This is a genomic window from Methanobrevibacter sp. DSM 116169 (assembly GCF_046197865.1).
Taxonomy (GTDB): domain Archaea; phylum Methanobacteriota; class Methanobacteria; order Methanobacteriales; family Methanobacteriaceae; genus JAHKLT01.
Map to the genome: position 1 here is coordinate 759,901 of NZ_CP166990.1, position 24,287 is coordinate 784,187.

General features: G+C 26.8%; 28 protein-coding genes. 24 read left to right on the forward strand and 4 right to left on the reverse strand.

The annotated features are described in order from the left end of the window. Positions 1-47: 47 nt before the first annotated feature. The 5 genes from ACA134_RS03910 to ACA134_RS03930 all read left to right on the forward strand — a co-directional run bounded on the left by ACA134_RS03910 (position 48) and on the right by ACA134_RS03930 (position 3,734). Positions 48-662: a class I SAM-dependent methyltransferase gene (locus ACA134_RS03910; RefSeq protein WP_409200873.1), complete on the forward strand. Its 615-nt coding sequence runs from the start codon at positions 48-50 to the stop codon at positions 660-662. Between the two features lies 1 nt (position 663). Next, positions 664-1,383, forward strand: coding sequence for a 2-C-methyl-D-erythritol 4-phosphate cytidylyltransferase (locus tag ACA134_RS03915; RefSeq protein ID WP_409200874.1), 720 nt, complete (start codon positions 664-666; stop codon positions 1,381-1,383). Beyond that, positions 1,373-2,395 (forward strand): alcohol dehydrogenase catalytic domain-containing protein, encoded by a 1,023-nt coding sequence (locus ACA134_RS03920; protein WP_409200875.1) that lies wholly within the window; start codon positions 1,373-1,375, stop codon positions 2,393-2,395. Before ACA134_RS03915 ends, ACA134_RS03920 begins: the two co-directional genes overlap by 11 nt. 57 nt (positions 2,396-2,452) lie before the next feature. Further along, positions 2,453-3,334, forward strand: a complete 882-nt coding sequence (argB, locus tag ACA134_RS03925) for an acetylglutamate kinase (protein ID WP_409200876.1) — start codon at positions 2,453-2,455, stop codon at positions 3,332-3,334. Between the two features lie 76 nt (positions 3,335-3,410). Then, the gene (locus ACA134_RS03930) at positions 3,411-3,734 is read left to right on the forward strand and encodes a hypothetical protein (protein ID WP_409200877.1); all 324 of its coding nucleotides are present in this window, start codon (positions 3,411-3,413) and stop codon (positions 3,732-3,734) included. Here the strand turns inward: ACA134_RS03930 and ACA134_RS03935 are convergent. Beyond that, the gene (locus ACA134_RS03935) at positions 3,731-5,227 is read right to left on the reverse strand and encodes a class I adenylate-forming enzyme family protein (RefSeq protein ID WP_409201064.1); all 1,497 of its coding nucleotides are present in this window, start codon (positions 5,225-5,227) and stop codon (positions 3,731-3,733) included. The two genes, ACA134_RS03930 and ACA134_RS03935, sit on opposite strands and share 4 nt — an antisense overlap. 15 nt (positions 5,228-5,242) lie before the next feature. Then, on the reverse strand, positions 5,243-6,235 hold the full coding sequence (gene aksF / locus ACA134_RS03940) for a homoisocitrate dehydrogenase (protein WP_409200878.1): 993 nt from the start codon (positions 6,233-6,235) through the stop codon (positions 5,243-5,245). Positions 6,236-6,326: 91 nt separating this feature from the next. Between aksF and ACA134_RS03945 the strand changes: the two genes are divergently transcribed. The 6 genes from ACA134_RS03945 (at position 6,327) to ACA134_RS03970 (ending at position 11,023) form a co-directional block, all read left to right on the forward strand. Then, positions 6,327-6,803: a HEAT repeat domain-containing protein gene (locus ACA134_RS03945; protein WP_409200879.1), complete on the forward strand. Its 477-nt coding sequence runs from the start codon at positions 6,327-6,329 to the stop codon at positions 6,801-6,803. Between the two features lie 41 nt (positions 6,804-6,844). Then, entirely contained in the window at positions 6,845-7,063 is a 219-nt protein-coding gene (locus tag ACA134_RS03950) for a hypothetical protein (RefSeq protein ID WP_409200880.1), read from the forward strand. Positions 7,064-7,344: 281 nt separating this feature from the next. Continuing rightward, positions 7,345-7,932 carry a pyridoxal 5'-phosphate synthase glutaminase subunit PdxT gene (gene pdxT, locus ACA134_RS03955; RefSeq protein ID WP_409200881.1) on the forward strand — a complete coding sequence of 196 codons (588 nt, stop codon included), beginning with the start codon at positions 7,345-7,347 and terminating at the stop codon, positions 7,930-7,932. After that, positions 7,920-8,837 carry a glutamine amidotransferase gene (locus ACA134_RS03960; RefSeq protein ID WP_409200882.1) on the forward strand — a complete coding sequence of 306 codons (918 nt, stop codon included), beginning with the start codon at positions 7,920-7,922 and terminating at the stop codon, positions 8,835-8,837. The genes pdxT and ACA134_RS03960 overlap by 13 nt, the downstream gene beginning before the upstream one ends. A 9-nt stretch (positions 8,838-8,846) precedes the next feature. Continuing rightward, on the forward strand, positions 8,847-9,524 hold the full coding sequence (locus ACA134_RS03965) for a tributyrin esterase (RefSeq protein WP_409200883.1): 678 nt from the start codon (positions 8,847-8,849) through the stop codon (positions 9,522-9,524). A gap of 14 nt (positions 9,525-9,538) precedes the next feature. Further along, complete coding sequence (locus ACA134_RS03970; protein WP_409200884.1) at positions 9,539-11,023, forward strand: glutamate synthase-related protein; 1,485 nt, start codon at positions 9,539-9,541, stop codon at positions 11,021-11,023. A gap of 3 nt (positions 11,024-11,026) precedes the next feature. On the opposite strand, the gene ACA134_RS03975 is transcribed toward ACA134_RS03970, so the two are convergent. After that, on the reverse strand, positions 11,027-11,575 hold the full coding sequence (locus ACA134_RS03975) for a DUF2115 domain-containing protein (RefSeq protein ID WP_409200885.1): 549 nt from the start codon (positions 11,573-11,575) through the stop codon (positions 11,027-11,029). 452 nt (positions 11,576-12,027) lie between these two features. Here ACA134_RS03975 and ACA134_RS03980 point away from each other — a divergent pair, with 452 nt between their 5' ends. The 10 genes from ACA134_RS03980 to ACA134_RS04025 all read left to right on the forward strand — a co-directional run bounded on the left by ACA134_RS03980 (position 12,028) and on the right by ACA134_RS04025 (position 20,513). Continuing rightward, positions 12,028-12,492, forward strand: a complete 465-nt coding sequence (locus tag ACA134_RS03980; RefSeq protein WP_409200886.1) for a hypothetical protein — start codon at positions 12,028-12,030, stop codon at positions 12,490-12,492. A gap of 169 nt (positions 12,493-12,661) precedes the next feature. Then, entirely contained in the window at positions 12,662-13,081 is a 420-nt protein-coding gene (gene nikR, locus ACA134_RS03985; protein ID WP_409200887.1) for a nickel-responsive transcriptional regulator NikR, read from the forward strand. A gap of 3 nt (positions 13,082-13,084) precedes the next feature. Further along, positions 13,085-13,876, forward strand: a complete 792-nt coding sequence (locus tag ACA134_RS03990; RefSeq protein ID WP_409200888.1) for a methyltransferase domain-containing protein — start codon at positions 13,085-13,087, stop codon at positions 13,874-13,876. A 58-nt stretch (positions 13,877-13,934) separates the two neighbouring features. After that, positions 13,935-14,354 carry a hydrogenase maturation peptidase HycI gene (gene hycI / locus ACA134_RS03995; RefSeq protein WP_409200889.1) on the forward strand — a complete coding sequence of 140 codons (420 nt, stop codon included), beginning with the start codon at positions 13,935-13,937 and terminating at the stop codon, positions 14,352-14,354. A gap of 19 nt (positions 14,355-14,373) precedes the next feature. Next, positions 14,374-15,480 (forward strand): ATP-grasp domain-containing protein, encoded by a 1,107-nt coding sequence (locus tag ACA134_RS04000; protein ID WP_409200890.1) that lies wholly within the window; start codon positions 14,374-14,376, stop codon positions 15,478-15,480. A gap of 77 nt (positions 15,481-15,557) precedes the next feature. Continuing rightward, a complete protein-coding gene (locus ACA134_RS04005; RefSeq protein ID WP_409200891.1) occupies positions 15,558-16,622 on the forward strand; it encodes a glycosyltransferase family 4 protein in 1,065 nt (354 codons plus the stop codon). Between the two features lie 12 nt (positions 16,623-16,634). Further along, positions 16,635-18,098 (forward strand): Mur ligase family protein, encoded by a 1,464-nt coding sequence (locus tag ACA134_RS04010; protein ID WP_409200892.1) that lies wholly within the window; start codon positions 16,635-16,637, stop codon positions 18,096-18,098. Positions 18,099-18,337: 239 nt separating this feature from the next. Continuing rightward, the gene (locus ACA134_RS04015) at positions 18,338-18,775 is read left to right on the forward strand and encodes a hypothetical protein (protein ID WP_409200893.1); all 438 of its coding nucleotides are present in this window, start codon (positions 18,338-18,340) and stop codon (positions 18,773-18,775) included. Positions 18,776-18,829: 54 nt separating this feature from the next. After that, on the forward strand, positions 18,830-20,053 hold the full coding sequence (locus ACA134_RS04020) for a hypothetical protein (RefSeq protein WP_409201065.1): 1,224 nt from the start codon (positions 18,830-18,832) through the stop codon (positions 20,051-20,053). Between the two features lie 31 nt (positions 20,054-20,084). Then, positions 20,085-20,513 carry a DUF356 domain-containing protein gene (locus ACA134_RS04025; protein WP_409200894.1) on the forward strand — a complete coding sequence of 143 codons (429 nt, stop codon included), beginning with the start codon at positions 20,085-20,087 and terminating at the stop codon, positions 20,511-20,513. On the opposite strand, the gene ACA134_RS04030 is transcribed toward ACA134_RS04025, so the two are convergent. Next, on the reverse strand, positions 20,514-21,002 hold the full coding sequence (locus tag ACA134_RS04030) for a multiprotein bridging factor aMBF1 (RefSeq protein ID WP_409200895.1): 489 nt from the start codon (positions 21,000-21,002) through the stop codon (positions 20,514-20,516). A 101-nt stretch (positions 21,003-21,103) separates the two neighbouring features. On the opposite strand from ACA134_RS04030, the gene ACA134_RS04035 reads away from it, so the two are divergent. From ACA134_RS04035 to ACA134_RS04045, 3 genes are all read left to right on the forward strand, one after another. Beyond that, positions 21,104-21,388 (forward strand): DUF4491 family protein, encoded by a 285-nt coding sequence (locus ACA134_RS04035; protein WP_409200896.1) that lies wholly within the window; start codon positions 21,104-21,106, stop codon positions 21,386-21,388. Positions 21,389-21,664: 276 nt separating this feature from the next. Continuing rightward, the gene (locus tag ACA134_RS04040; protein ID WP_409201066.1) at positions 21,665-22,900 is read left to right on the forward strand and encodes a proteasome-activating nucleotidase; all 1,236 of its coding nucleotides are present in this window, start codon (positions 21,665-21,667) and stop codon (positions 22,898-22,900) included. A gap of 170 nt (positions 22,901-23,070) precedes the next feature. Then, positions 23,071-24,273, forward strand: a complete 1,203-nt coding sequence (locus ACA134_RS04045; RefSeq protein ID WP_409200897.1) for a PH domain-containing protein — start codon at positions 23,071-23,073, stop codon at positions 24,271-24,273. The last annotated feature ends 14 nt before the right edge of the window (positions 24,274-24,287 follow it).

A 24,287-nucleotide genomic window follows, 5' to 3' on the forward strand; every position in this document is an offset into this window, starting at 1 on the left:
ATAGGTAAAAACATATCTTATAAATAATATATTTTTGGAGAATTAAAATGAGTAAAAAAGCACATATGTTACCAGCAAATGGTCATAGAATTCAAGGAATGTCTAGTGAAAGCTTTTTAGATACTTCTTCTATTTTAAATGAATTAAATCTTAAAGGCGATGAATATTTTATGGATGCTGGATGTGGAGATGGCCACATAGCTATTGAAGCACTAAAATTAATTAATCAAGGTAAAGTTTTTGCACTTGATGTTTATGCTCCATCAGTGGATGATTTAATAGCTTTAAAAGAAAAAGAAAATCTTGAAAATTTAATTCCTATTCAATCTGATATTGCAGAGCATGTTGATTTAGATGATGATACATTAAATGTAATTTTAATGGTTAATGTTTTTCATGGATTTAAAGCTCGTCGCGTAATAGATGAAGCTATTGAAGAACTTAAAAGAATCATAAAACCTGGTGGTAAGATAGCTATTATGGATTATAAAAAACAAGAAGTAAAAAATGGCCCTCCTTATGTAGTTAGAAGTTCTCCAGAAGAAATTGAAGAATTCTTTAATAAACATGATTTAAGCATGACTTATTTAAATAATGAAATTGGTGAAGATATTCCTGAAGGTAAATCTCATTTTTTAATTATTTTTGAAAAAGGTGCATAATATGATTTTTGCAGCTATTTTGGCTGGTGGAATTGGATCTAGAATGGGTAGTATTGATAAACCTAAACAATTTTTACTTCTTGGTGATAAACCTATTTTAATTCATACAATTGAAAAATTTTCTTTATTTGAGGGATTTGAAAAAATTATCGTTTTAACTCCAAAATCTTATATTTCTCATACAGAAGATTTAATAAATAAATATTTTCCACACAATGATAAAATAATTGTTTTAGAAGGTGGAAATCTTCGAAATGACACAATTATTAATGGAATTGATTATATTAATGATAATTTTAAAATAAATGATGATTCAATTCTTATAACTCATGATGCTGTTCGTCCATTTGTAACTTATAAGGTTATTGAAGATAATATTAAAATAGCTAAAAGTTTTGGAGTATGTGATACAGTTATTCCTGCAACAGACACGATTGTTGAAGCAAAAGATGGAAAAATCACTTCTATTCCTAATAGGGATAATTTATATCAAGGTCAAACTCCTCAAAGCTTTAAAATTAATAAATTTATTTCATTATATGATAAATTATCAAAAGAAGATAAAAATACTTTAACTGATGCATGTAAAATATTTGTTTTAAATAACGAGGATGTTGCTTTGGTTTGTGGTGATGAAACTAATATTAAAATCACTTATCCTTATGATTTACAAGTAGCTAATGTAATTTTAACTAATAAGGTTTTAAACAATGATAAATAATATTTATAAACTTAAATCTCCTAAATATTTTGAAAAAATCTATTCAGAGATGAATATAAATAGTGATGTTATTGTAAGGCCTAAATATTTATCTATTTGTAAAGCTGATCAAAGATATTATCAAGGAAAGAGAGAATCAGCTATTTTAGATGAAAAATTACCAATGGCATTAATTCATGAAGGAATTGGTGAGGTTATAAAGGATAATACTGGGGAATTTAATGTAGGGGATATTGTATCTCTTATTCCAAATATTCCTCATGAAAAAAATGATTATTTAAGTCTTAATTATCTGGAATCTTCTAAATTTAGAGGAAGTGATTTTGATGGTTTTACTAGTGATTTAATTTCTTTTAAAAAAGATAGATTAATTAAATTACCTGAAGAAATTGATTTTAAAGTTGCATCATTTTTAGAACTAGTATCTGTAGCATGTCATGGTATTAATAGATTTAAAGAAATTTCACATGGTAAAAATGAAGTTTTAGGTGTATGGGGAGATGGTAGCTTAGGTTTTATTGTATCTTTGGTTTTAAAAACATATTTTCCAAAGTCTAAAGTTATTGTTTTTGGTAAACACAGAGAAAACTTAAATTTATTTTCATTTGCAGATAAAACTTATAAAATAAATGAAATTCCAGAGGATTTAGTTATTGATCATAGTTTTGAATGTGTTGGATCTCTTTCATCACAAAATGCAATTAATCAAATTATTGAATTATCTGCTCCTCAAGGTATTATTTCTTTATTCGGAGTTTCAGAATTTCCTGTAGCTATAAATACTCGTTTAATTTTAGAAAAAGGCCTTACTTTTCTAGGAATAAGTAGGAGTGAAAGAGAAGATTTCATTGAAGCTATTAATTTAATTAAATCTAATCCTAAAATGATGTCATACTTAAGTAATTTAGTAACAGATTGCATTGAAGTTAAAAGTTTATTAGATTTAACTAATGCTTTTAAAACAGATAATAATAAAGAATTTGGTAAAACAATTATTAAATGGGAAATTTAATTTAAAAGAAATTTTTAAATACTTTTTTTAATAAATTTAAATTTGATTAGTGATTTTATGAAAGATGTTAATATTTTAGTTGAAGCTTTACCATATATTAAAAAATTCCATAAAAAGAAAATTTTAATTAAATATGGTGGCCATGCAATGATTGATAAGGAATCTATGGCATCAACAAGCCGTGATACAGTATTATTGAAATATGTTGGAATGGAACCTATTATAGTTCATGGTGGAGGTCCAGAGATATCTAGATCAATGGATAAATTGGGAAAGGAACCTAAATTTATTAAAGGTCTTAGAGTAACTGATGAAGAAACAATGGATATAGTTAAAATGGTTTTAGTTGGAAAAATCAGTACAAATATTGTATCTCAAATCAACCTTCATGGTGGTCAAGGTATTGGTGTATCAGGTAAAGATTCTGGTTTAATTAAAGCTTCTAAAAAACCAACTCATAAAATTACAGATTCTGAAACAGGAATTGAAGAGGAAATTGATTTAGGTCTTGTTGGGGAAATTGTTTCTATAAACTCTTCAATTTTAGAAATGTTTACAGAAAATGACTTTATTCCAGTTATATCTCCAATTGGTATGAGTGATGACGGAAACACTTTAAATTTAAATGCTGATACTGCAGCAGGTGAAATAGCTAAAGAAACTGATGCAGAAAAATTAATTATTTTAACTGATGTACCAGGCGTTTTAAAAGATCCAAATGACGAGAGTTCTTTAATACAAAAAATAAAAATAGATGAGGTAGATGATTTAATTGAAAAAGGAGTTATTTCTGGTGGTATGATTCCTAAAATTGAAACATGTGTTAAAGCTATTGAAGGTGGAGTAAAATCTGCTCATATTATTGATGGAAGATTAGAACATGCACTTCTTTTAGAAATTTTTACAACTAATGGTATTGGAACAATGATTTATAAATAATCATTTTTCCTAAAACTACTAATATCTATAAATTACATATATAATATAATAAAACTTTTTAAAATATGGTTATAAAATGAAAAATGATATTGATATTACTTTAAAAGAATCTGATGTTGAAGTTAAAGCTTTTTACACTGTCGAAGATGGTCAAATGGATAGAATAGTATTTTATAATCCAGACTTAGGAACTTATGGCGGATTTCCTATTATGGATTTAGATAATGCTACTACAAAAAAGAAATATGATAATTTAGATAAGGATATTTCTAAATTAACCGATGAAGATGTATTATTTAATTTTTTAACTGAAATTAAAGAAGGAGAAACTATAACTTTTGATAAAAAAGAATATGGTTTATCTAATGATTTAATTATTACATGTGATGTTATAGATTAATGAAACATCCTTTCATTATATTTTTCTTTTAAATCTTTTCTAAGTAATTTCCAACCATTTACTCTTGGAAGTTCATCTAAACTAATTATTTTTTTTGGAACTTTATATCTTGCAAGGTTTTCTCTTGCATAATTAATTAAACCTTCTGTGTCTTCTTTTTCATTCCAAACTACTGCAGCAACAGGTAATTCTCCTCTATGACAATCATTAATACTAAAAATAGCTATTTCTTTAACTTTTGTGTAATGGATTAATGTTTCTTCTACTTCTGTAGGGTATATTTTCCATCCACTCATTACAATCATATCTTTTTTACGATCTGTTATAAATAAACGATTATCATCATCAATATAGCCGATATCTCCAGTTAAAAACCATCCATCTTCTAAAAATGTTTTCCTACTTTCTTCTTCCATGTTCCAATAACCTTTAGCTATAGCTGGACCTCGAAGAGCTATTTCTCCATTTTCATATTTTTCTAATTCTTTTTGAGGGTCTTTTTCATCTACAATTTTCACCTCAGAAAAACAAACAGGATGACCTACACTTTCAAATCTATCTGCACTTACATAATCTTCTGGACGTATTACTGTTCCTGTTCCAATTACAATCGTTTCAGATAATCCATAAGAGTTTATTATAGGAATATTAAACTTTTGATAAAATTCTTTCCATATCTTCTTATGTAATGGCCCTCCTCCACTAATTATTTCTCGAACTGTTTTTAATTTACCTATCTTCGAATCTTCTAAACTAGTTAATGAATGAATAACAGGAGGCATTCCTGTTAATACTGTAACTTTTTCTTTATCACAAATTTCTAAATAGCTATTTAATTCAAATTTTCTCATCATTATATAAAGTGATCCAGATCTTAGTGCTGATATTCCCCAAGATATTCCAACATGTGCCATTGGATAAATTCCTAAATAAACATCATCTTGTTTTAGTGTTAATACATCACATTCATTATAAATAGCTGAAAACCAGTTTCCATGTGTTAACATAGATCCTTTAGGTTTTCCTGTTGTACCTGATGTATATTGTAATTGGCATAAATCATCCCAATCGGTTGGCTCTGCCTTTAAAATTTCGCAATCTTTAAACTCATCAATATTTTCAATTATATATTTTGAAATATTAATATCTTCTAAATTTTCAAGAGCTTCATCATCTGTTATAATTAATTTAGAATCAGAATCATTTAACATATATTTAATTTCAGGTAAGGTTAAAACTCTATTTGCAGGAATTCCTATAGCTCCTATTCTCCAAATAGCTAGTAATGAAAAAAGATATTCTGGTGAATTATCTAAATATATTAAAACTCTATCTCCTTTTTTAATATTAAAATCATATAATTTTCTTCCAATTTCTGATACAATGGATAATATCTCATTGGAATTATATTTAACATTATTTTCAATATCATAAAATACATCTTTTGATAATCTACACGAATTAGCATCTAAAAATGTTGTTATGTTTAATATTTTAACTCCTCCAATTTATAATATATTTGCTATTGCTTTAGCCATTTCTATAGTTGTATTAACTCCTCCTAAATCAGGTGTTAATACTTTTTTTTCTTTTAAAGTTTTTTCAATCGCTTTTTCTAAATTTATACTTAAATCTATTTCATTTAAATAATCAAGCATCATAGATAATGATAATAACATGGCTGTTGGATTTGACATATTTTTACCTGCAATATCTGGTGCAGATCCATGCACTGGTTCAAATAATCCATGTTCATCTCCAATATTGGCTGATGGTGCAAAACCTAATCCTCCAACTAATCCTGCTCCTTCATCAGATAGTATGTCTCCATATAAGTTACTTGTAACTATCACATCAAATTCTTGGGGTTTTGTAATTAAATACATTGCAGTTGCATCTATATAATAATCATTAGTTTTAATGTTTGGATATTCTTGAGCTATTTTATAAAAACTTTCTTTAAATATCCCATCTGTTTTTTTTAAAACATTACTTTTATGTGCACATGTAATTTTTTTATAATTATGTTTGATACATTGTTTAAAAGCTAACTCAGAGATTTTTTCACTTGCTTTTTTTGTAATAATTCTTAATGCTTCTGCTTCGCTTTTATCTTTTGAAATTGTTTCTTGTTGTGAATACAACCCTTCTGTATTTTCTCGAACTATTAAAAAATCTAAATTATCATAAATGCATTTAACTCCTTTAAATGATTTTATAGGTCTTAAATTTCCATATGTTTCTAGTTCTTTTCGAAGTGTTATTATTGGACTGTTTTCATTAGGTGTAGAAGTTGTTGCTCCAAATAATACAGCATCTGATGATTTTGCACTATTTAAAGTTTCACTTGGTAATGTTGTTCCAGTTTTCTTAAAACAATCATTACCTGCATGTTTTTCACTTATGGATAAATTTAAATCTAATTTATCAAGAACTATTTTAGCTCCTTCCATTACTTCTTTTCCTATTCCGTCTCCAGCTATTAAAGTAACTTTATACATAAACTCACATTTGTTCGTAATTAACCGAAATATTTTTATACTATTTAGTATAAATATATATGTAATAAGCATATAAAAGTGAGGTTTTAAAATGGAAAGAAGTATGGAAGAACTTATTCAAGGTTTAAAAAGTGCTGATGAATTGGAGGTTTTAGATGTTTCTGGTCTTTTAGAGATTAATGCAGAGCAATCTGTTGATTTATTAATAGATTCTTTAAATGATGAAGATAAAAATATTAGATTAAATTCTGCTAAAATCTTAGGGTATATTCATGACCCTAAAGCTATTAATCCTTTAATTGATACTTTACGTGATAATAATAAACTTGTAAGAAGAGAAGCTTCTACTGCTTTAAGTAATATGGGAGAAGCTGCATTAGAACCTTTAATCAAAATTTTAGATGATCCTGATTGGAAAGTTCGTGGAGCTGCTGCATGGGCTTTAGGTAATATTAAAGATGAAAAAGCTGTTCCTTATCTTGAAAAATTATTAGATGATGAAAGTGGTTTTGTAAAAACTGGTGCAAACAATGCAATAAATCATATTAAAACTGCTGCTAAATCATAGATTAATATTATAATAAGATTTCTCTCCTATCTTGTAATTGATTGACTAAGTTTGGATTAATTTCAAAAACAGTAGTTTCAGATTTATCAGATGAAAATCATTATATAAATTCATTCTACATATCTTCAACTGCTGTTAATAATCCTAATTCAGATTTATTAAATAAATTTACTAATGTTGATACTATGGATTTATTAGATAAACATAATCTAAAAATTGAAATAATTATAGATTTTTTGGTAGGAGAAAAAAACTGTTGATAAATTAAAAGATGTAATACATGAAATTATTAATTTTCTTGTATTCTAATTTATATAATTAATCAATTTTTTATCTTTTTGACTACTATTTTTTATACAAATATATTTTTTTTACTAAAATTTTAATTAATTTTTTAGAAATATCATTTAATGGAAGTATACTTCCGACATATTTAAATATATAAAAATATATAAAATATGTTGATGAAATCTTTAACTAATATATATTTATAGATGAATTTTATATTTTTCTTAAATAAACAAGGATTTTCGGTGAATTTATGGTTGTAATTGGAATTTTAAATCTACAAGGAGCAGTGAGTGAACACTATGACATTTCAGAAAAATCTTTAAAAAAACTAGGTATTTCTGGAGAAGTTAAAGAAGTTAGATATTCTGATGATGTAAAAGGTTGTGATGGAATTATAATTTCTGGTGGTGAAAGTACTGTTATTGGAAAATTAATAGCTAAAAGAGGTATAGATAAAGCTATTATAGATAATAAAATTCCAGTTTTAGGAACTTGTGCAGGAATGGTTTTACTTGCAAAAAAAACTGATTTTAAACAAGACTTATTAGGCCTTATGGATATTGAAGTTAAAAGAAATGCATATGGTAGACAAGTAAATTCCTTTGAAAAAAATATAAATATTTTTGATAAAGATTTCTTAGGAGTATTTATTAGAGCTCCTGGTTTAAAAAGTTATGATGAATCTAAAGAGGATATTGAGGTTTTATCTGTATATGATGATGAAATAATAGCTATTAAACAAGGAAGAAATATAGCTATATCTTTTCATCCAGAATTAACTGATGATACTCTTATTCATGAATATTTTATTGGAGAAGTTTTAAAATGTGCGGAATAGCAGGAATTGTTTATAAAGATAAAAAATTACATGATGTAGGAAGTAGTATGACAGATATGCTCGATGCACTTCAACATAGAGGACCAGATTCTGCAGGTTTTGCAATCTATGGTGGGACTGGATTAAATGAGGGAGAATACATTTTAAAAATCCAAGTAAAAGAACAAAAAAAACTTTTAGGATCTGTCCAAGATGCGATTAATTTTGTAACTCCTATTATTGATGATAAAATTCTTCCAACCGTTGGAGATTCTTATATTTATCAATGTAAAATAAAACTAGATGAATTTGCCCAGTTAAAACCATTAATATCTTCTGTTGATGAAATTGAAGAAGTTATTGTATTAAATGGTAGTCATTCTTTTGAAATGGTTAAAGATGTGGGTTCTGTTTTAGAAATAGCTGATAGGTATAATGTTAGGGATATAAAAGGAACACATGGTATTGGTCATACAAGGTTTTCAACAGAAAGTAATGTTGATAGATATCATGCACACCCTTTTCAAACTTATATTATTCCTGATGTTTCTGTTGTTCATAATGGCCAAATTACTAATTATTGGCATGTAAGAGATCCATTAGAAAGAAAAGGACATGTTTTTGAAACCTTTAATGATACTGAATGTGTTGTTCATTATATTGCAGATAAATTAAATACAGGATATTCTCTTGAAGAAGCATTACAACAATCTGTAGAAGATTTAGATGGCCCATTTTCATATATTATTGGAACTCCAAATGGTATTGGTATTGCTAAAGATAAATTAGGTTTACGTCCAGGAGTTATGGCTGAAAATGATGAATTGTTTGCCATAGCATCAGAAGAAGTATCTTTAAGTAAAGTTATTGATACTCATAATGTAGAACAAATATATCCTGGAGAAGTAAGGGTTTATGAAATTTAAGGTGATTTTATGAGTAAAATAGCTAAAATTGATGCATCTTCTATTTCCCCACGTGAATTAAATTCAAAAATAAAAGAACTAGCAAATAAAGAAGAGAAAATTCTTATTGAAAATCCAAATTCTATGCATTATATGGTTGCAGGTTTTAATGGGGATAGTGAAATTACACTTGATGGATCTGTTGGATATTTTGCAGGTACAATGATAGATAAAGCTCATTTAAATATTAAAGGTAATGCTGGTTGGTTTGTTGGAGATAATATGACTGGTGGTGAAATCATTGTTCATGGTTCTGCTGGTGATGGTGCAGGCCAAGGGATATATGATGGTACTTTAGTAGTCAAAAAAAGTGCAGGTGCTAGAACTGGAGAAATAATGAAAGGTGGGACCATTGTCATTGGTGGAAATTCAGGTTTTATGACAGGGATTTTCATGATGGGTGGTAAAATGATAATTCTTGGTGATATTGGTGATGATGTAGCAGAATCAATTATCCGAGGTGTTATTTATGTTAAAGGAGATATTGGCAGCTTAGGAAAAAATGCTAAAAAAGTTGATATTGATAATGAAGATATTGATGAGCTAAAAGAAATCTTAAATAAATATGATTTCGATTTAGATGATTCAGATTATGATAATTTTAAAAAAATAGTTCCAGAAAGTAAAAGACCATTTTATGGACATTAAAAGGAGGGAAAAATATGCCATATAAAGTTGAGAGAAATCCAGACTTATGTAAAAGAAATTTCGACAGACCAGGATGCTGTTGGTATTTATGTGATAGTATAGATGAAAAGCAATGTCAAAAATGTTTTTCTTGTTATAATAATTGCCCTCATGATGTTTATGAAATAGTTTATGGTGAACCACAACCTTTAAATCAAAATAATTGTGTTGGATGTAGAATTTGTCTTGAAATGTGTCCAAATAAAGCAATTGAAATTAATGCTGTACCAGATGATCCTCGTGAAGCATGGACTTATAATGATATTTCAGAAATTGTTAGAAAGTCTAATACTGGTTCATATAAAATAAGAAGTACTGGTGCACTTAGACAAGTTCCTAATTTTGATGATTTGGTTGTAATTCCTGCTCAAGCTTCAAGACCACCGTTAGACATGTATAGGGAACCTTGTGGAACTGATGTTGTCTTAGGAAGTAGGTATGCTGAAAATCCTTTAAAACTTGATGTTCCTATAATGATTGGGGCTATGTCTTTTGGAGCTATCAGTAAAGAATCTAAAATGGCTTTAGCTTTAGGTTCATCTTTAGCTGGTACTGTTACAAATACTGGTGAAGGTGGAATGCTTCCAGAAGAGCGAGATTTAGCTGATAAATTAATTGCTCAATATGCTTCAGGAAGATTTGGAATTTCTGCTGATGTTTTAAATAAAGCAGATGCAGTTGAAATTAAAATAGGTCAAGGAGCTAAATCAGGTATGGGAGGTCATCTTTTAGGTGAAAAGGTTACAGCTGAAGTATCTAAAATTAGAATGATTCCTGAAGGATCTGATGCATTATCTCCTGCAAGACACATGGATATTGTAGGACCTGAAGATTTAAGTATGAAAATTTCTCAATTAAGGGAAATTACAGATTGGAAAATACCAATTATGGTTAAGTTTGCATCAGGAAGAGTTTCATCTGATGTTAAAATAGCTGCTAAAGGTGGAGCAGATATAATTGTTGTAGATGGTATGCAAGGTGGAACTGGTGCAGGACCTGATGTAATTATGGAACATTCTGGTATTCCAACTATTGCATCAATTGTTGAAGCAGATATGGCTTTAAAAGAAGTTAATTTAAGAGAAGATGTATCTTTAGTTGCTGCTGGAGGCATTAGATCTGGTGCTGATCTTGCAAAAGCCTTAGCATTAGGTGCAGATGCAGTTTATATTGCAACTTCTGCTCTTACAGCTATTGGTTGTAGAGTTTGTCAAGTTTGTTATTCTGGAAAATGCAGAAAAGGAATAGCTACTCAAGATATTTCTTTAAGACATAGAATGGATTATAAAAAGATGGGTGTTAATGTTTCAAGATATATTGATGCAATGTGTGAAGAAGCTTGTATGTTAGTTCAACAAGCGGGTAATACTCATGTATCTAAATTCGAAAAAGAAAATTTAAGATCCTTATCTTTAGAAGCATCAGCTTTAACTGGTGTTCCTATGGCAGGACATGATTAATAGCTATTCTGTTTGAATAGCTAAACATAATTTACATACTGCATTAGGATTATCGTTTTGATTATCTTTAACAGGACAATAATAAATTCCATTTTTTTCTTCTACTTTTAAATTTCCAGGAAATGGAGTTCCAACAGGATGTATAGGTTCTTCTAAAATATAAGTTGAATAAAAAGAGCATAATGCATAAATTAATGGAAATCTACTTTTTTTTCTTTCTTCATTTTTATCTTTATTAAATTGTTTTTTTAATAAATCTGTAGATTCTTCAAATTCTTCTTGATTTATACTGTTAGTGTATATGTTGTTGTTTTCACTAATATCTTTTACACGCATGATGAAGTATTTTATATATACTTCTAAGAATTGGTCACGATATTGTACTTGAATATATTTTCCATCTTCCTTTAAAAGAGTAGAAGCATTCATTAAATCAAAGACAGAAATAGTTTTAGAATATTTTTTTAAAACTTTAAGTAAATCTTCCTGTAAGATAGATTTTTTTTTACTTAAATTTTCAAGATCTGTGAAAATTTCATCATCATTAACCATAAATTATATGTTCTTTTTTAAATTTAATAAATTTTTTCAATTGGAGAAATTTAGGTTATGTTCAATTATTTATCTTATTTTTTAAATTAATTTTATTAATTCACCTAAATTTTTAAATATAACTGCAATAAAAAATAGAAAACTTAAATAAGCACTTTGTAAAATATAGTATTGTAGAAAACATATGTTTCTATAAAATTTGGAGGTGTAAAAATAATTAAAAAAAATCTGTTAGAGATTCTGAGTATAATAAAGCTGACACTTGAAATACTCAGAAATCTCATATAGAAAATAGAGGGAAACCTCTATTTATTCTATTACAGATTAAAATTATATAATTAATATTATATAAATTTTGTTGATTTTTTAAAACACTTCCATTTTTTTTTTAAATCATAATATTTAATAAAGCTTAAAATTAATAATTTAATATATAATTATTTTCGATTCTCATGATAACAATTACTAAAAAAGAAGAATTAGTTTTAAATCAAATAAAAATATTTAATTTTGAATTTGATGATGGTATTCCTGAAAATATTTTAAAAGAAGAACTTGGAATATATGAACATGAATTAAATGAAATATTAAATGTTTTAAAAGAAAAAGAATTAATTTCATATGAAATGAATAGGGTTAAATTATCGGATAATGAAGCTATTATTAATGCAGTAGACTCACAACTTGATGTTAAAAATGCAGAACTAGATAAAAAAGAAAAAGATTCTTTAGAAATTATTCAAGGAATAGTCAATGAAGATAATACCGTTCCTAGATATATATTAGAAGGAAATTTACTCTATGGAGATTTGAAATTAACTAATTTTAGAATGTATCATATTATTTTATCATTAGAAAATAAAGGATTATTAAAAAAGATTAGTAAAAATGATGGAGAATATTATTTATTACTTTAATTTATACTAATTTTTTTACTTAAAAATCATATTTTTATTCTTACATTTTTTATTAAAGTATTAATAATATTTAAATTAATAATAACATTTATATATTTCAAATTTAAAATTATTATCTATAAAAGATTTATATTAAAATATTAAATTTTATTTAAAGGATTTTTTTATTATGATAAGAATAAGTATGTCTCTTCCAAAAAAATTATTAGCTGATTTTGATGAAGTTTTAAAAGAAAGAGGATATCAATCACGTTCTAAAGGAATTCGTGATGCTCTTCAAGACTACATTGTAAGATATCAGTGGATGAATGAAATGGAAGGAGAAAGAATAGGTATTGTCACAATTATTTATGATCATCACTATACAGGAGTTATGGAAAATTTAGCAGAAATCCAACATAACTTTAGAAATGAAATTAACACTAGTATGCACATTCATATGACTAAAAAATACTGTATGGAAATTATTGTAGTTAATGGGGACATCAATGATATTAGGGAATTAACAGAAAAAATGATGAGACTCAAAGGAGTAGAACATGTAAAACTCACCAGTACTGCAAATGGTGAGGATATAAGAGAATCTTAATCTATGAAATTTTTAACTACTCATTATCATTTTAACCTTTTAAATGATAATGATAGACTTTCTTCTTTTTATGAAGCAATCAATGACTTTTTTTTATTAAATAATTCCGATGACCTAAATATTTTAGATATTGGTTGTGGTTCTGGAATATTATCTTATTTTATAGCTTGTAATACAAATTCTAATATAATAGCTATTGAAAAAGATAAAAAAACTTATGAAACTGCAAAAGAAAATCTTAAAAACTTTAAAAACATTGAAATACTTAACTTAGATATTTTAGACTTTAAAAGTGATGTTAAATTTGATTTAATTATATGTGAAATGTTAGATACTGCTTTAATTGATGAAGAGGAAGTACTTGCATTAAATCATATTCATGAAAATTTAAAAGAATCTTCTAAAATTATTCCAGAAGGTATTATAAATATAGCTGAATTAGCTTATACAAACAGAGAATATATTCATAATGAAGATGATTCTATTAAAAATAGCTATGAAATATTATCAAAAGCTATTAATTATTCTAATTATAATTTTTCAAGTAATATTAATCCAAAGTTTCAAAGTTCTCTAGAATTTACTGTTTGTAAAAATTCTAAAATTAATTCAATTAAAATTACAACTTTTACAAAACTTTCTAAAAATATAATTTGTGGACCAACTCCAATGCTTAATCCTCCATTATTTATTCCAATTGATGAGATTAATGTTCTAAAAGGAGATAAAATAGCTATTGATTTAGAATATATTATGGGTCAAGGACTTGAAACAATTAAAACTAATTTAAGGTGATTTTATTATTAAAGAAGAATTAACTTTATTTTTAAAAGATTTTGATAAATTAATTATTATGGGTGTTGGAAATTCCTTAAAAAGTGATGATGGTTTAGGTCCATATATTATAGAAAAGTTAGGTGATTTAACTTCTAATAACTTAGTTTTAATTAATGGTTCTACTGCACCTGAGAACTTTACAGGTCTTATAAAACGAGAAAACCCAAGTCATATTATTATAATTGATGCTACCTTAATGGATAAGACTCCAGGACATATTCAAACATTTCATGAAGATGATTTTAAAAATGTTAATATGTCCACTCATGCAATGAGCTTATCTTATTTAATTAAGTATTTAAAACAATATTCTGATTTTAAAATATTATTTATTGGTATTCAACCTGAAAATTTAGATTTTTCATTTGAACTAACAGAAAATGTTGAAAAAAGTTCTCTAAAATTAGTTGATTTAATAAAAAGTTTTTTTATATAAGTAACATTAATATTATTTTATGAGAGTTTTATTTATTGGTTCAAGATTATTTGATGATGTTTATTATTATTTAAAAGAAAAAAATGTTTATAGTATTTTAACTGAATCTAATAAAGATGCACCACATTTAGATTTAGCTAATGAATATCATATTGTATCAAGAGGAATGGATGAACCTTATAATATAGCGGTATCAGAAAATGTTGATGCAGTTGTCCCACTTATTGGTATTGATCCTCCTTTAATGGATGTAGCTATATTTAAAGAAAAACTTGAAAGTGAACATAATATTCCTGTTATTGCATCTGCTACAAGTGTAATTGATATTACATCTGATAAGGCAAAAACTAAATCTTTTTTTAATAAACATTCTATTGAAACTCCAATTTATAAAATCATTACAAAAAATAATTTAGATGATTCATTTACTTATCCTTTAGTTTTAAAACAAGGTGAAGGCCAAGGTGGAAAAGATATAAAAATATGTCATGATTTAGATGACATTAAACAATATTTGGATGAATTTGATAAAGCAATATGTGAAGAATTTATTGAAGGATCTGAAGTATCAGTTGAAGTAATAGGTTTTAATGGAGAATATGTTCCTTTAACACCAATTTATAAAGGTGAAACTACTTTAGATGGAGTTCATCCATTAAATAAAATTAAATATGGTCCATTTGAATCTGAACTAATTACAAATGATGAAATAAAAGAAATAGCTTTTAAAATAGCTAAAAATTTATCTGCAGAAGCTATTTGTGAAATTGATTTTATCTTCTCACCTAAAAACTCTAAATTATATGCAATTGAAGTTAATTCAAGACCTAATGGTACACGTTATTTAACAACTGCTACTTGTGGAATTAGTACATTATTAAAATTAGTTGATATGGCTTGTGGAGATTTTTCAACTTCTAAAACTGCAAATGAAATTAAAAATTATTATTCTTGTGAGATTCCAATTGGTAATTTTAATGGAACTAGGCCTAATGAACCTATAAAATCATTTAAAAACAATACTTATGTTGTTCATGGACCTGAAGGTTATGAAAGGATTACTTTAAGAGCTAATTCAAAAAAAGATTTAAATAATTTAATTTCTTCTTTAAAATTAAATAAATAATATTTTCTTATTATTTTTTAAAAACTTTATATATAATCACTTTTAAAATATATTATTAGTTTATATAAGGTGATTTAATGAATAATACGGATATTTTAATACTATTTTTAATAAGTTTCTTTTCATCAGTATTTTTTACATACTATATAAAAAGAATATTAGTAAATGCAAGTATAGGTGATAGTCCTATTGTAAGTGAACATAGGCATAAAAAGGGAACTCCTACTATGGGAGGAATTGCATTTCTTTTCACACTTTTATTAATCATAGCTATTTATTATAATAATATTCCAATTTTAATTACCTCTTATATTATGGTAGCTGCAGGGATTATGGGATTAATTGATGATTTGATTGGTCTTAAAGTTAAAGAAGTTCAAAAAGTTGTTAAAAATATTTCAAATCACAATATTTCATTAGGTCGCCTAACACTTGCTCATGGTGATGAAGCAAGAGCTGCAACTCCAAAGGCAAAAGAAGAAGTAAATCAACTTTTAGCTCAAGGAAAACTTGAACTTATTGGTGAAGTTCCAATTAAATATGAAACTGGAGAACTTGAAAAAATCGTAGCACAAGTTATTATTGGTGTATTTTTAGCTTTAACTGGTACTGTTTCAACTTTAGGAGGTTTTACTTTAGGATTTTTAGCATATCCGATTGTTGTTATAGCTATTTTAGGTGCAATTAATGCTGTTAATTTGATTGATGGTATGGATGGATTAGCTGCTGGAATTATAGCTATTGCATCTTTTGCATCATGTCTATTAGGTTACCTTACAGGAAATTTCGATATTATTCTTCCTTTTGCTATTATTTTAGGTTTATCTTTAGGATTTTTAGTATTTAATAAACATCCTGCTTCTATTTTTATGGGAGATACTGGATCATTTATTTTAGGTGCAGGTTTTGCTGCAGCTGTAATGATTTGTGATATTCCTTATTTTGGTGTATTAGCATTAGGTGTTCCAATAGCTTCAGTTATTATTAGTTTAATGCATAGAGCACATATTATTAATTTACCTGTTGAACCATTACATCACACTTTAAATTATAAAGGAATGTCTGAGACCACAATTGTATATAGTTATTGGTTAATTACAGCTATTTTATGTATAATTGGTTTAATTGCATCAATTTTATAGATTTGGTGAATTATGGAAAACACTAGAAACTTTTCTCTTAAAGAATTAGCTAATTCAATTCAAGGTGAAATCTATGGGTCAGATGATTTTTTCAATGATGAAAATTTTATTGGTAGATTTACAGTTTTAAACGATGCAAATAAAGGTGACATTGTTATAAGGCATTGGATTAATGGTAAAGGTATTGAAATAGCTAAGGGGAAAAATATTTCTTGTTTAATTACAGAAAATCCTAAAGAAGATGCTCTTGAAGTGGCAGAAAAACTAAATTTTCCATTAATTGTAACAGATAAAATAGAATTAGCTAATGGTTTTGCTCTTAAATGGACAATTGAAACTTATTCTCCTAATTCTAAAAATATAGCTATTACTGGAACAAATGGAAAATCTACCTCTTCTCATTTGATTTATCATATCTTAAAAGAATCTAATTTTAAAGTGTTTACCAATACTGATTCGGAATCTGAATTTAATACTTTAATTGATCCAATTGTTTCTAAATTAATCTCAGATAAAATAAATTCTGAAGGAGACCAAGACTTTTTGGTAATTGAAATTTCAGAAGTTCAAGGATGGTTAGGTTCTTTAATGAAAAATCATGCGGGGATTATGGCAAATGCTATTAATCCTGATGTTGGTATTGTTACAAACATTGCATTAGATCATATTGGTCTTGTAAATTCAATTGATGAAGTATTTGATGAAATTTCAGGTTTTGTAAATGCATTAGATAAAGGAACTTTTGTATATAATGGAGATGATGAGTTAGTATTAAAATTATTAGATTATAAAAATAAATCTGTAAATAGCTTTCCATTTTCTATGGATAAAAATAAGAACATTAATTTATATTATGATAATGAAGCTATTTTTTATAATGATAATTTAGTTTTAAATAAAGAAGAACTTCCATTTCAAAGTAATCATTTTATTCAAAATATTCTAACAGCTATTGCTACATGTATTTCTTTAGATATTCCAATTAATCAAATTTCAAAAGCTATTAAAAATTATCATTCTTTAAATAGAAGATTTTCTAAATTATCTGATGAACCTTTAATAATTGATGATTTTGCACATAATCCTGATGGAATTAAAGCAACGATTATTGAAACTTCTAAATTAGTTCCTGAAAATGGTAATTTTTATATTATTAATGCTATTAGAGGTTCTAGGGGAGAAGAACTTAATAAATTTAATGCTGAAGCTATATCTGATGTTGTAACAGATGATTTTCATTTAATTTTAAGTTCAAGTAATGATGTCGTAGATAAATTAAATTTTGTTGAAGTTAATGAGAAAAATACTTTTTTAAAAGTATTAAATGATAAAAATATTGATTATGTTCATTATGATGAGCTATTTGATGCATTAAATGAAACTTATTTAAATTCTTCTACCGAAGATGTTATATTACTTATTGGTGCTCAAGGAATGGATCCTGCAGAAGAATTATTAAAAAAAATTATCAAATAAATTTTTTCAAAAATAGTTATTATTAAATTTAACTAATCATTAATCTTAAAACTTATTAATTATTTTAATTAATTATTATTTTTAAGAATAAATAATTTTTAATGATTATATTTTATAAATATAAATTTTTATTTAATTAATTTTTTATTTTTTAAAGGAAATCATTAAATATCATATTAAATAAAAATATCTTTGTATTTTATTTAAATAAAATATTAACATGAATTACGAGGAAAATAATGTTTTTTAAAATAAGAAGAGATACTTTAATCATTTTATTACTAGCGTTTATTCTTATTGTTTCTGGAAGACTCATAACATATGTTGCTTATGCTTCTTCGCCGGAAATTGAACAAGGAGTTCCTATTTCAGGAATCATTATTAAAGGCAACGATATTGTTCCTATTGATACTATTAGAGCTAATGTTATGCAATCTGGTTTAAGAGATGGTAGTTATATTGATGGGGAGATACTGAAAACTTCGAAAAAAGAGGTGGCCTTAGATGATGCTATAATAACGGCGCAAGAAATGGCTACGCGATCGACGATTCCCGGAACTTCTATAACACCGATATCTGCTGCTGATGTGCAAGTAGATAGAGATACTGGTATTGTAACTGTAACAGTTATTGAAGACTTCTCAACAGTTGAATTACAAAATACTACGACTAGATAATTAGGAGGATAAATATTGAAAAAATCTAAAATATTTATTGTAACTTTCATACTAATGTTAATAACAATGAATAGTGTTGCAGCAACATGTAACATCATTGTTATTACAGATCCTTCTGGTGAAGATCCTAATGGTGCAGCTGCAGGAAGTATGTCCTTTGCAGAAAATATGTTCCAATCAACATTTCTAATGTCTAAAGAAAAAGGATTTGTAGTATTATCTGGGGGTTCTAGTTCTTCAGAAATGAGGCTTGACAGTATTGTTTTAGCAGTAGCTGATTTAGAAAATGGTGCTTCTGCTGCAACGGCTGCTTCAGTTGCAAGTCAATATTCTGGATCTCGTCTGGTTGTTGGTGGTCCTGAAATGGGAGCAGCAGTAGCTGGTTCTTTTAGTGCATATGTTATTGTCGTTAATGAAGCAGACAATTCCATTTCTGTAACTCCATATAGTGGTGGACTTGCAGTATTGCAACCTGGAGAAAAAGGAGCAATTATTCACTTAAGAAACACTGCAGGTAATCCTCAATATGGAACTGCTGATGGTGTTAGAAAAGAAACTGCTATGAATATTGGTAAAATGATTAGGGATGGTTATCCTGCAACTACTATTTTAGCTGAGGCTATGGGTGAAGTAGCAAAAGGTTCTGGTGAAAAATACGGTGGTGGTGGAGTTAACATTATTTCTGGAATTTCTTCAGGTGATATGTTTACACCTTCTGAGTTAAATGAAAAAGGCTATCCAATGGATGAAGCTTATTCTAAAAGTTGTGATGAATGTGGTTGGGCTTTAGGTTTTCCTTCAGCAGAAAATCATGATTCGTGTCCAGTATGTGGTAATACTGAATTAACAACAATTTATGCTTATGAAGCATTAGATAAAACTATAACCGTTTCTTCAGATTCAGTTAGTGTTTCCATTTATGGAAGTGAAAAACCAGGTCTTGCAGCAACAACAAGTGAAATCGTAAAAGCTTCAGTAGCTAAATATGGTTATGATTCAAATAAAATCGCAGGATCTATAAATAAAGGTATTAATAATGGTCTTTTAGTAGGTGTCAACTATGTGGAACCAAAAGACATTAATGTAAAAGAAAATTCTAAAGCAGTAGGTGTTTATTTCACAACATTACCTGGTGATAAATCATCACCTTCATGGAATTTACCTGTAGATTCATTTTCATTAAACATTTTAGGTAGTATACAAACAGTAATTGGTATTATTTTAATACTTCTAGTAATATTTAGAGACAGGTTATTAAAATCATTCCAAAAAAGATAAAAAATAAATTTTACAATTATAAGGGATTATCATGGCATTAATATTAATAAGAGGAGAAAACAATTCAAAAATACTTAACGCAATAGCAGACATAGAAAGACACGCTAATTTAAATGTGGTTTCAAAACCAAAAATCATTGATTCAGATTTTGCTGATAATTTAGTAGAAAAAATATTAAATGCGAAACTTAGAACAAAATCTGATGTAGCTACTGCTTTTATGACAAAAGAAGATACTACTTTTTCTATAATGCAAATTAAAAAAATTCATCCTCCTGCACACGTCGTTATTGTAAGTGACGAATATGAAGGATATAAAGATTTGATGAATAAATTAAATAATGCTGAAGAATTAACAGGTTATTATTCTCATAAATCAAAAGAAAGTGGTATGAAAGATTATAAATCTAAAACATACGGTTCAAAAATGAATAATCAAAAAGTAGCTATTAATAAATAGCTATTTCTTTTTAATTTTAATCATATCTCCAAGTGTAAAACCATCTGATGGTTTTCGTCTATACTCTTCGATATCTAAATCGTCGTATTTTTCAAGTAATTTTATATTCAAAACTTTTTCTAATTTCTTTATTAATTTAGTATCAGGTGTCATTTTACCAGATTCTACTCTATTAACAACAGAAGCTTTTTCATATAATTTTTCAGCTAATTCTTCTCTAGACCATTTTTTAGATTCACGTGCTTTTCTTATTATAGTTTCATAATCATCAACTAATTCTTCTGCAGGTTCATCTCGGGATCTATATTTATTTGGTTTTTGTGAAGACTTTTGTGATTTTGACGCTGTTTTTTTATATTTTGGCTTCGGAGGTTCTTTTTGGATTTTACCAAATTTAGAACAATCTTTACAAACTGACATAACTACTCCGTCAATTTTTGCTTTTAAAGGAGTCTCTGATAATTCTTTACCACATATTTCACAATTCATATTTAATTATTTATTTTTTTAATTTTTATATTTTTCTAAAATACTAAAATTTAATTACTTTTAATACTAAATTTAATATTAGAAAGTAAAAGGTATAAAAAATGTTTTTCGAAGGTATTATTATAGGAATTTGTTCATTTTTAATTATTGGGTTGTTACATCCTGTTGTTATAAAATCAGAGTATTATTTTGGTAAAAAGGTTTGGCCTATTTTTCTTGTTGGAGGTATATTTTTCATAGTATTATCATTATTTTTAGATGAAATAATTTTTTCAGCATTAATAAGTGTTTTAGGATTTTCTCTTCTTTGGAGTATTCATGAAATTATTGAACAAGAAAAAAGAGTAGAGAAAGGTTGGTTTCCTAAAAATCCCAATAAAAAATAGCCATTTATTAAATTAATTTTAATTATTTTTTTATTTTCTCTTTTTTTCACCAAAAAACTTAAATAATAATTAATTTATAATTATATACATATTTTTTCTATTAAACTATTGTGATTTTATATGATTTTTTTGTATTTAATTAAATAGAAATATTAAAAATAAGTTAAATATATTTTTTATTTTGTATTTAACGATATTTGTAGACATAATAGGAATAAAAAAGAATTTATTTAAAATATATCATAAAATGGATGATGTGAAATGGAAAATAACGATATGGAAAATTCTTCCCAACAACAATTATTAAGTAAAATTGAAACTCTAAAAGAAGAATTAAACTTACTTAAAGAAGAAAATTCCAAAACTAAACGTAATTTAATGTGGAAAGTTAGAAAACTTGAAAAAGATAAAGTTCTAACTGAAAACGAAAAAATTCGATTAGAACGTGAAACAAAATCATTAAGAGGAGAAGTAGAAAGGTTTAGATCACCTCCATTAGTTCTTGCAACTATTACTGAAGTCTTAGATGATTCTAGAATGACAGTTAAAAGTAGTACTGGTCCACATTTTTTGATAAATTATTCAAAATTTTTAGATGAGAAATTGCTTGTTCCAGGTTCAAGAGTAGCTCTTAATCAACAAACATTTGGTGTTGTAGAGTTATTGCCTTCTGAGAAGGATCCAAATGTATCTGGTATGGAAGTTGAAGAAAAACCTGAAATTTCATATGATAGAATTGGCGGTCTTGAAGAACAAGTAGTGGAAATTAAAGAAACAGTAGAATTGCCTTTAAAAGAACCTGAATTATTTGAAAAAATTGGTATTGAACCACCAAAAGGTATTTTACTTTATGGACCACCAGGAACTGGAAAAACTTTACTTGCAAAAGCTGTCGCTCATGAAACCAATGCAACTTTTATTAAAATTGTTGCATCAGAATTTGTTAAAAAATATATTGGTGAAGGAGCTAGACTTGTAAGGGAAGTATTTGAACTAGCTAAAGAAAAAGCTCCAGCTATTATTTTCATTGATGAAATTGATGCTGTTGCTGCTAAAAGACTTAAAAGTTCAACCAGTGGAGATAGAGAAGTTCAAAGAACTTTAATGCAATTATTAGCTGAACTTGATGGATTTGAATCAAGAGGGGACATTGGTATTGTTGCTGCAACTAATAGGCCTGATATCTTAGATCCTGCTCTTTTAAGACCAGGTAGATTTGATAGATTTATTGAAGTTCCTCTTCCTAATGAAGAAGGTAGAAAAGAAATTCTTAAAATCCATACTAAAAATATGGCATTAGCTGATGAAGCTGAAATTGATTTACTTGCAACATTGACTGATGGTGCATCTGGTGCAGATTTAAAAGCTATTTGTACTGAAGCAGGAATGTTTGCTATAAGAGAAAAACGTGATAAAGTTCTCGTAGCTGACTTTATGGATGCTGTTGATAAAATCATGCAAGTTGAGCATGATGAAGAATATAAAAAAGAAGCTGGAGTAATGTTCGGTTAATTTTTATTAATTTAAGCCAATGATGAACCCTATGAGCTCTGATATGTGATGAATGATGGGCGAACTGAGGCTTAATTTTTACTTACTATTTTTTTTTAAATTTACTTTTTTTATGGATTTTTACACTTTTTACAAAAAACTTATTTAAAACCTTTTAAATATATATTTTTATGTTATCTAATGAAGATACTAAAATAGCTAATGAAAAAATTATTTATAAAGCAAAACCAAATTTCTTTTTTTCACTTAAAAAAGCAATTATTGTTTTCTTTTTATTAGCATTTATTATGGGTTCTACTTCTGTAATTATTGAATCTATAGGAAGACTTCAAGTATATATTATAGAACGTGTTAAACTTCCTTTGACAAGCTATGTAGTTATAGCTATCGTAGTTATAATTTTAATTTTAATTTTCTATATTGTTTGGCAAATACTTTCTTGGTATTCTATTGAATATACATTAACAAGTGAAAGAATTATTGTTAAAAAAGGAGTTTTACTTAGAAATAAAAGTTTCATGCCTTATAGTAGTATTCAGGATGTTAGTTCTTCACAAAGTATTTTAGGTAGGTTATTTTCAGTAGGTTCTGTTTTTGCATATAGTGCTTATGATAATAATCAAATTATATTAAATAATATCTCTAAACCAAGTAATGTTGAAGATATTATTTTCAATCAACTTAAAAGATTTAGATCTTCACAAAATCCATATGTTTCTAACAACCAATATGGTAATGAAAGAGTTTCTTATGAAGAAAATCATCCTCCTTATGAAAATGGAGAATATTATCCACATGATAATTATAATAGAAAAGAATATTATCCTGAGGATAATTTTCAAAATAATGATGTAAATTATTATAATGAGCAAAATGAAAATTATAATAAAGCTCATAATTTATTTGATGATGATTTTGATAATACTATGAATGAAGCTATGATGAATATAGATAAAAATAATATGAAATTTAGGCATAATGATAATAGGTCTGGTCAGAGTCAGTATGATGATGATAGACAGTTTAGGCATAATGATGGTAGGTCTACTCAGAGTCAGTATGATGATGATAGGCAGTTTAGGCATAATGATGGTAGGTCTACTCAGAGTCAGTATGGTGATGATAGGCAGTTTAGGCATAATGATAGTAGGCTTAATCAGAGTCAGTATGGTGATGATAGGCAGTTTAGGCACAATGATAATAGACCTTATCAAAATGAAGATTATAACACTCAAAAACATTATTATCAAGAAGAAGATAATAGAAATTTAAAAGAAAATTATTCTGATAAAAATGAAGAAAATGATTATTCTGAATATGAAGATCCAAATGAAGATGTATTAACAAGGTTTTCTAGAAAGTTTAAAAAATAATTTAGGTTATATAA

Excerpts from the sequence above, each read along its gene's own strand:
- ACA134_RS04040 (WP_409201066.1), top strand. The coding sequence starts at position 21,665 with ATGGAAAATTCTTCCCAACAACAATTATTAAGTAAAATTGAAACTCTA.
- ACA134_RS03970 (WP_409200884.1), top strand. The coding sequence starts at position 9,539 with ATGCCATATAAAGTTGAGAGAAATCCAGACTTATGTAAAAGAAATTTC.
- ACA134_RS03920 (WP_409200875.1), top strand. The coding sequence starts at position 1,373 with ATGATAAATAATATTTATAAACTTAAATCTCCTAAATATTTTGAAAAA.
- hycI (WP_409200889.1), top strand. The coding sequence starts at position 13,935 with ATGGGTGTTGGAAATTCCTTAAAAAGTGATGATGGTTTAGGTCCATAT.
- ACA134_RS03990 (WP_409200888.1), top strand. The coding sequence starts at position 13,085 with ATGAAATTTTTAACTACTCATTATCATTTTAACCTTTTAAATGATAAT.
- ACA134_RS04045 (WP_409200897.1), top strand. The coding sequence starts at position 23,071 with ATGTTATCTAATGAAGATACTAAAATAGCTAATGAAAAAATTATTTAT.
- ACA134_RS03915 (WP_409200874.1), top strand. The coding sequence starts at position 664 with ATGATTTTTGCAGCTATTTTGGCTGGTGGAATTGGATCTAGAATGGGT.
- argB (WP_409200876.1), top strand. The coding sequence starts at position 2,453 with ATGAAAGATGTTAATATTTTAGTTGAAGCTTTACCATATATTAAAAAA.
- ACA134_RS03930 (WP_409200877.1), top strand. The coding sequence starts at position 3,411 with ATGAAAAATGATATTGATATTACTTTAAAAGAATCTGATGTTGAAGTT.
- ACA134_RS04030 (WP_409200895.1), bottom strand. The coding sequence starts at position 21,002 with ATGAATTGTGAAATATGTGGTAAAGAATTATCAGAGACTCCTTTAAAA.
- nikR (WP_409200887.1), top strand. The coding sequence starts at position 12,662 with ATGATAAGAATAAGTATGTCTCTTCCAAAAAAATTATTAGCTGATTTT.
- ACA134_RS04020 (WP_409201065.1), top strand. The coding sequence starts at position 18,830 with ATGTTAATAACAATGAATAGTGTTGCAGCAACATGTAACATCATTGTT.
- ACA134_RS04015 (WP_409200893.1), top strand. The coding sequence starts at position 18,338 with ATGTTTTTTAAAATAAGAAGAGATACTTTAATCATTTTATTACTAGCG.
- pdxT (WP_409200881.1), top strand. The coding sequence starts at position 7,345 with ATGGTTGTAATTGGAATTTTAAATCTACAAGGAGCAGTGAGTGAACAC.
- ACA134_RS03980 (WP_409200886.1), top strand. The coding sequence starts at position 12,028 with ATGATAACAATTACTAAAAAAGAAGAATTAGTTTTAAATCAAATAAAA.
- ACA134_RS03945 (WP_409200879.1), top strand. The coding sequence starts at position 6,327 with ATGGAAAGAAGTATGGAAGAACTTATTCAAGGTTTAAAAAGTGCTGAT.
- ACA134_RS04005 (WP_409200891.1), top strand. The coding sequence starts at position 15,558 with ATGAATAATACGGATATTTTAATACTATTTTTAATAAGTTTCTTTTCA.
- ACA134_RS03960 (WP_409200882.1), top strand. The coding sequence starts at position 7,920 with ATGTGCGGAATAGCAGGAATTGTTTATAAAGATAAAAAATTACATGAT.
- ACA134_RS03965 (WP_409200883.1), top strand. The coding sequence starts at position 8,847 with ATGAGTAAAATAGCTAAAATTGATGCATCTTCTATTTCCCCACGTGAA.
- ACA134_RS03975 (WP_409200885.1), bottom strand. The coding sequence starts at position 11,575 with ATGGTTAATGATGATGAAATTTTCACAGATCTTGAAAATTTAAGTAAA.
- aksF (WP_409200878.1), bottom strand. The coding sequence starts at position 6,235 with ATGTATAAAGTTACTTTAATAGCTGGAGACGGAATAGGAAAAGAAGTA.
- ACA134_RS04035 (WP_409200896.1), top strand. The coding sequence starts at position 21,104 with ATGTTTTTCGAAGGTATTATTATAGGAATTTGTTCATTTTTAATTATT.
- ACA134_RS04025 (WP_409200894.1), top strand. The coding sequence starts at position 20,085 with ATGGCATTAATATTAATAAGAGGAGAAAACAATTCAAAAATACTTAAC.
- ACA134_RS04000 (WP_409200890.1), top strand. The coding sequence starts at position 14,374 with ATGAGAGTTTTATTTATTGGTTCAAGATTATTTGATGATGTTTATTAT.
- ACA134_RS04010 (WP_409200892.1), top strand. The coding sequence starts at position 16,635 with ATGGAAAACACTAGAAACTTTTCTCTTAAAGAATTAGCTAATTCAATT.
- ACA134_RS03910 (WP_409200873.1), top strand. The coding sequence starts at position 48 with ATGAGTAAAAAAGCACATATGTTACCAGCAAATGGTCATAGAATTCAA.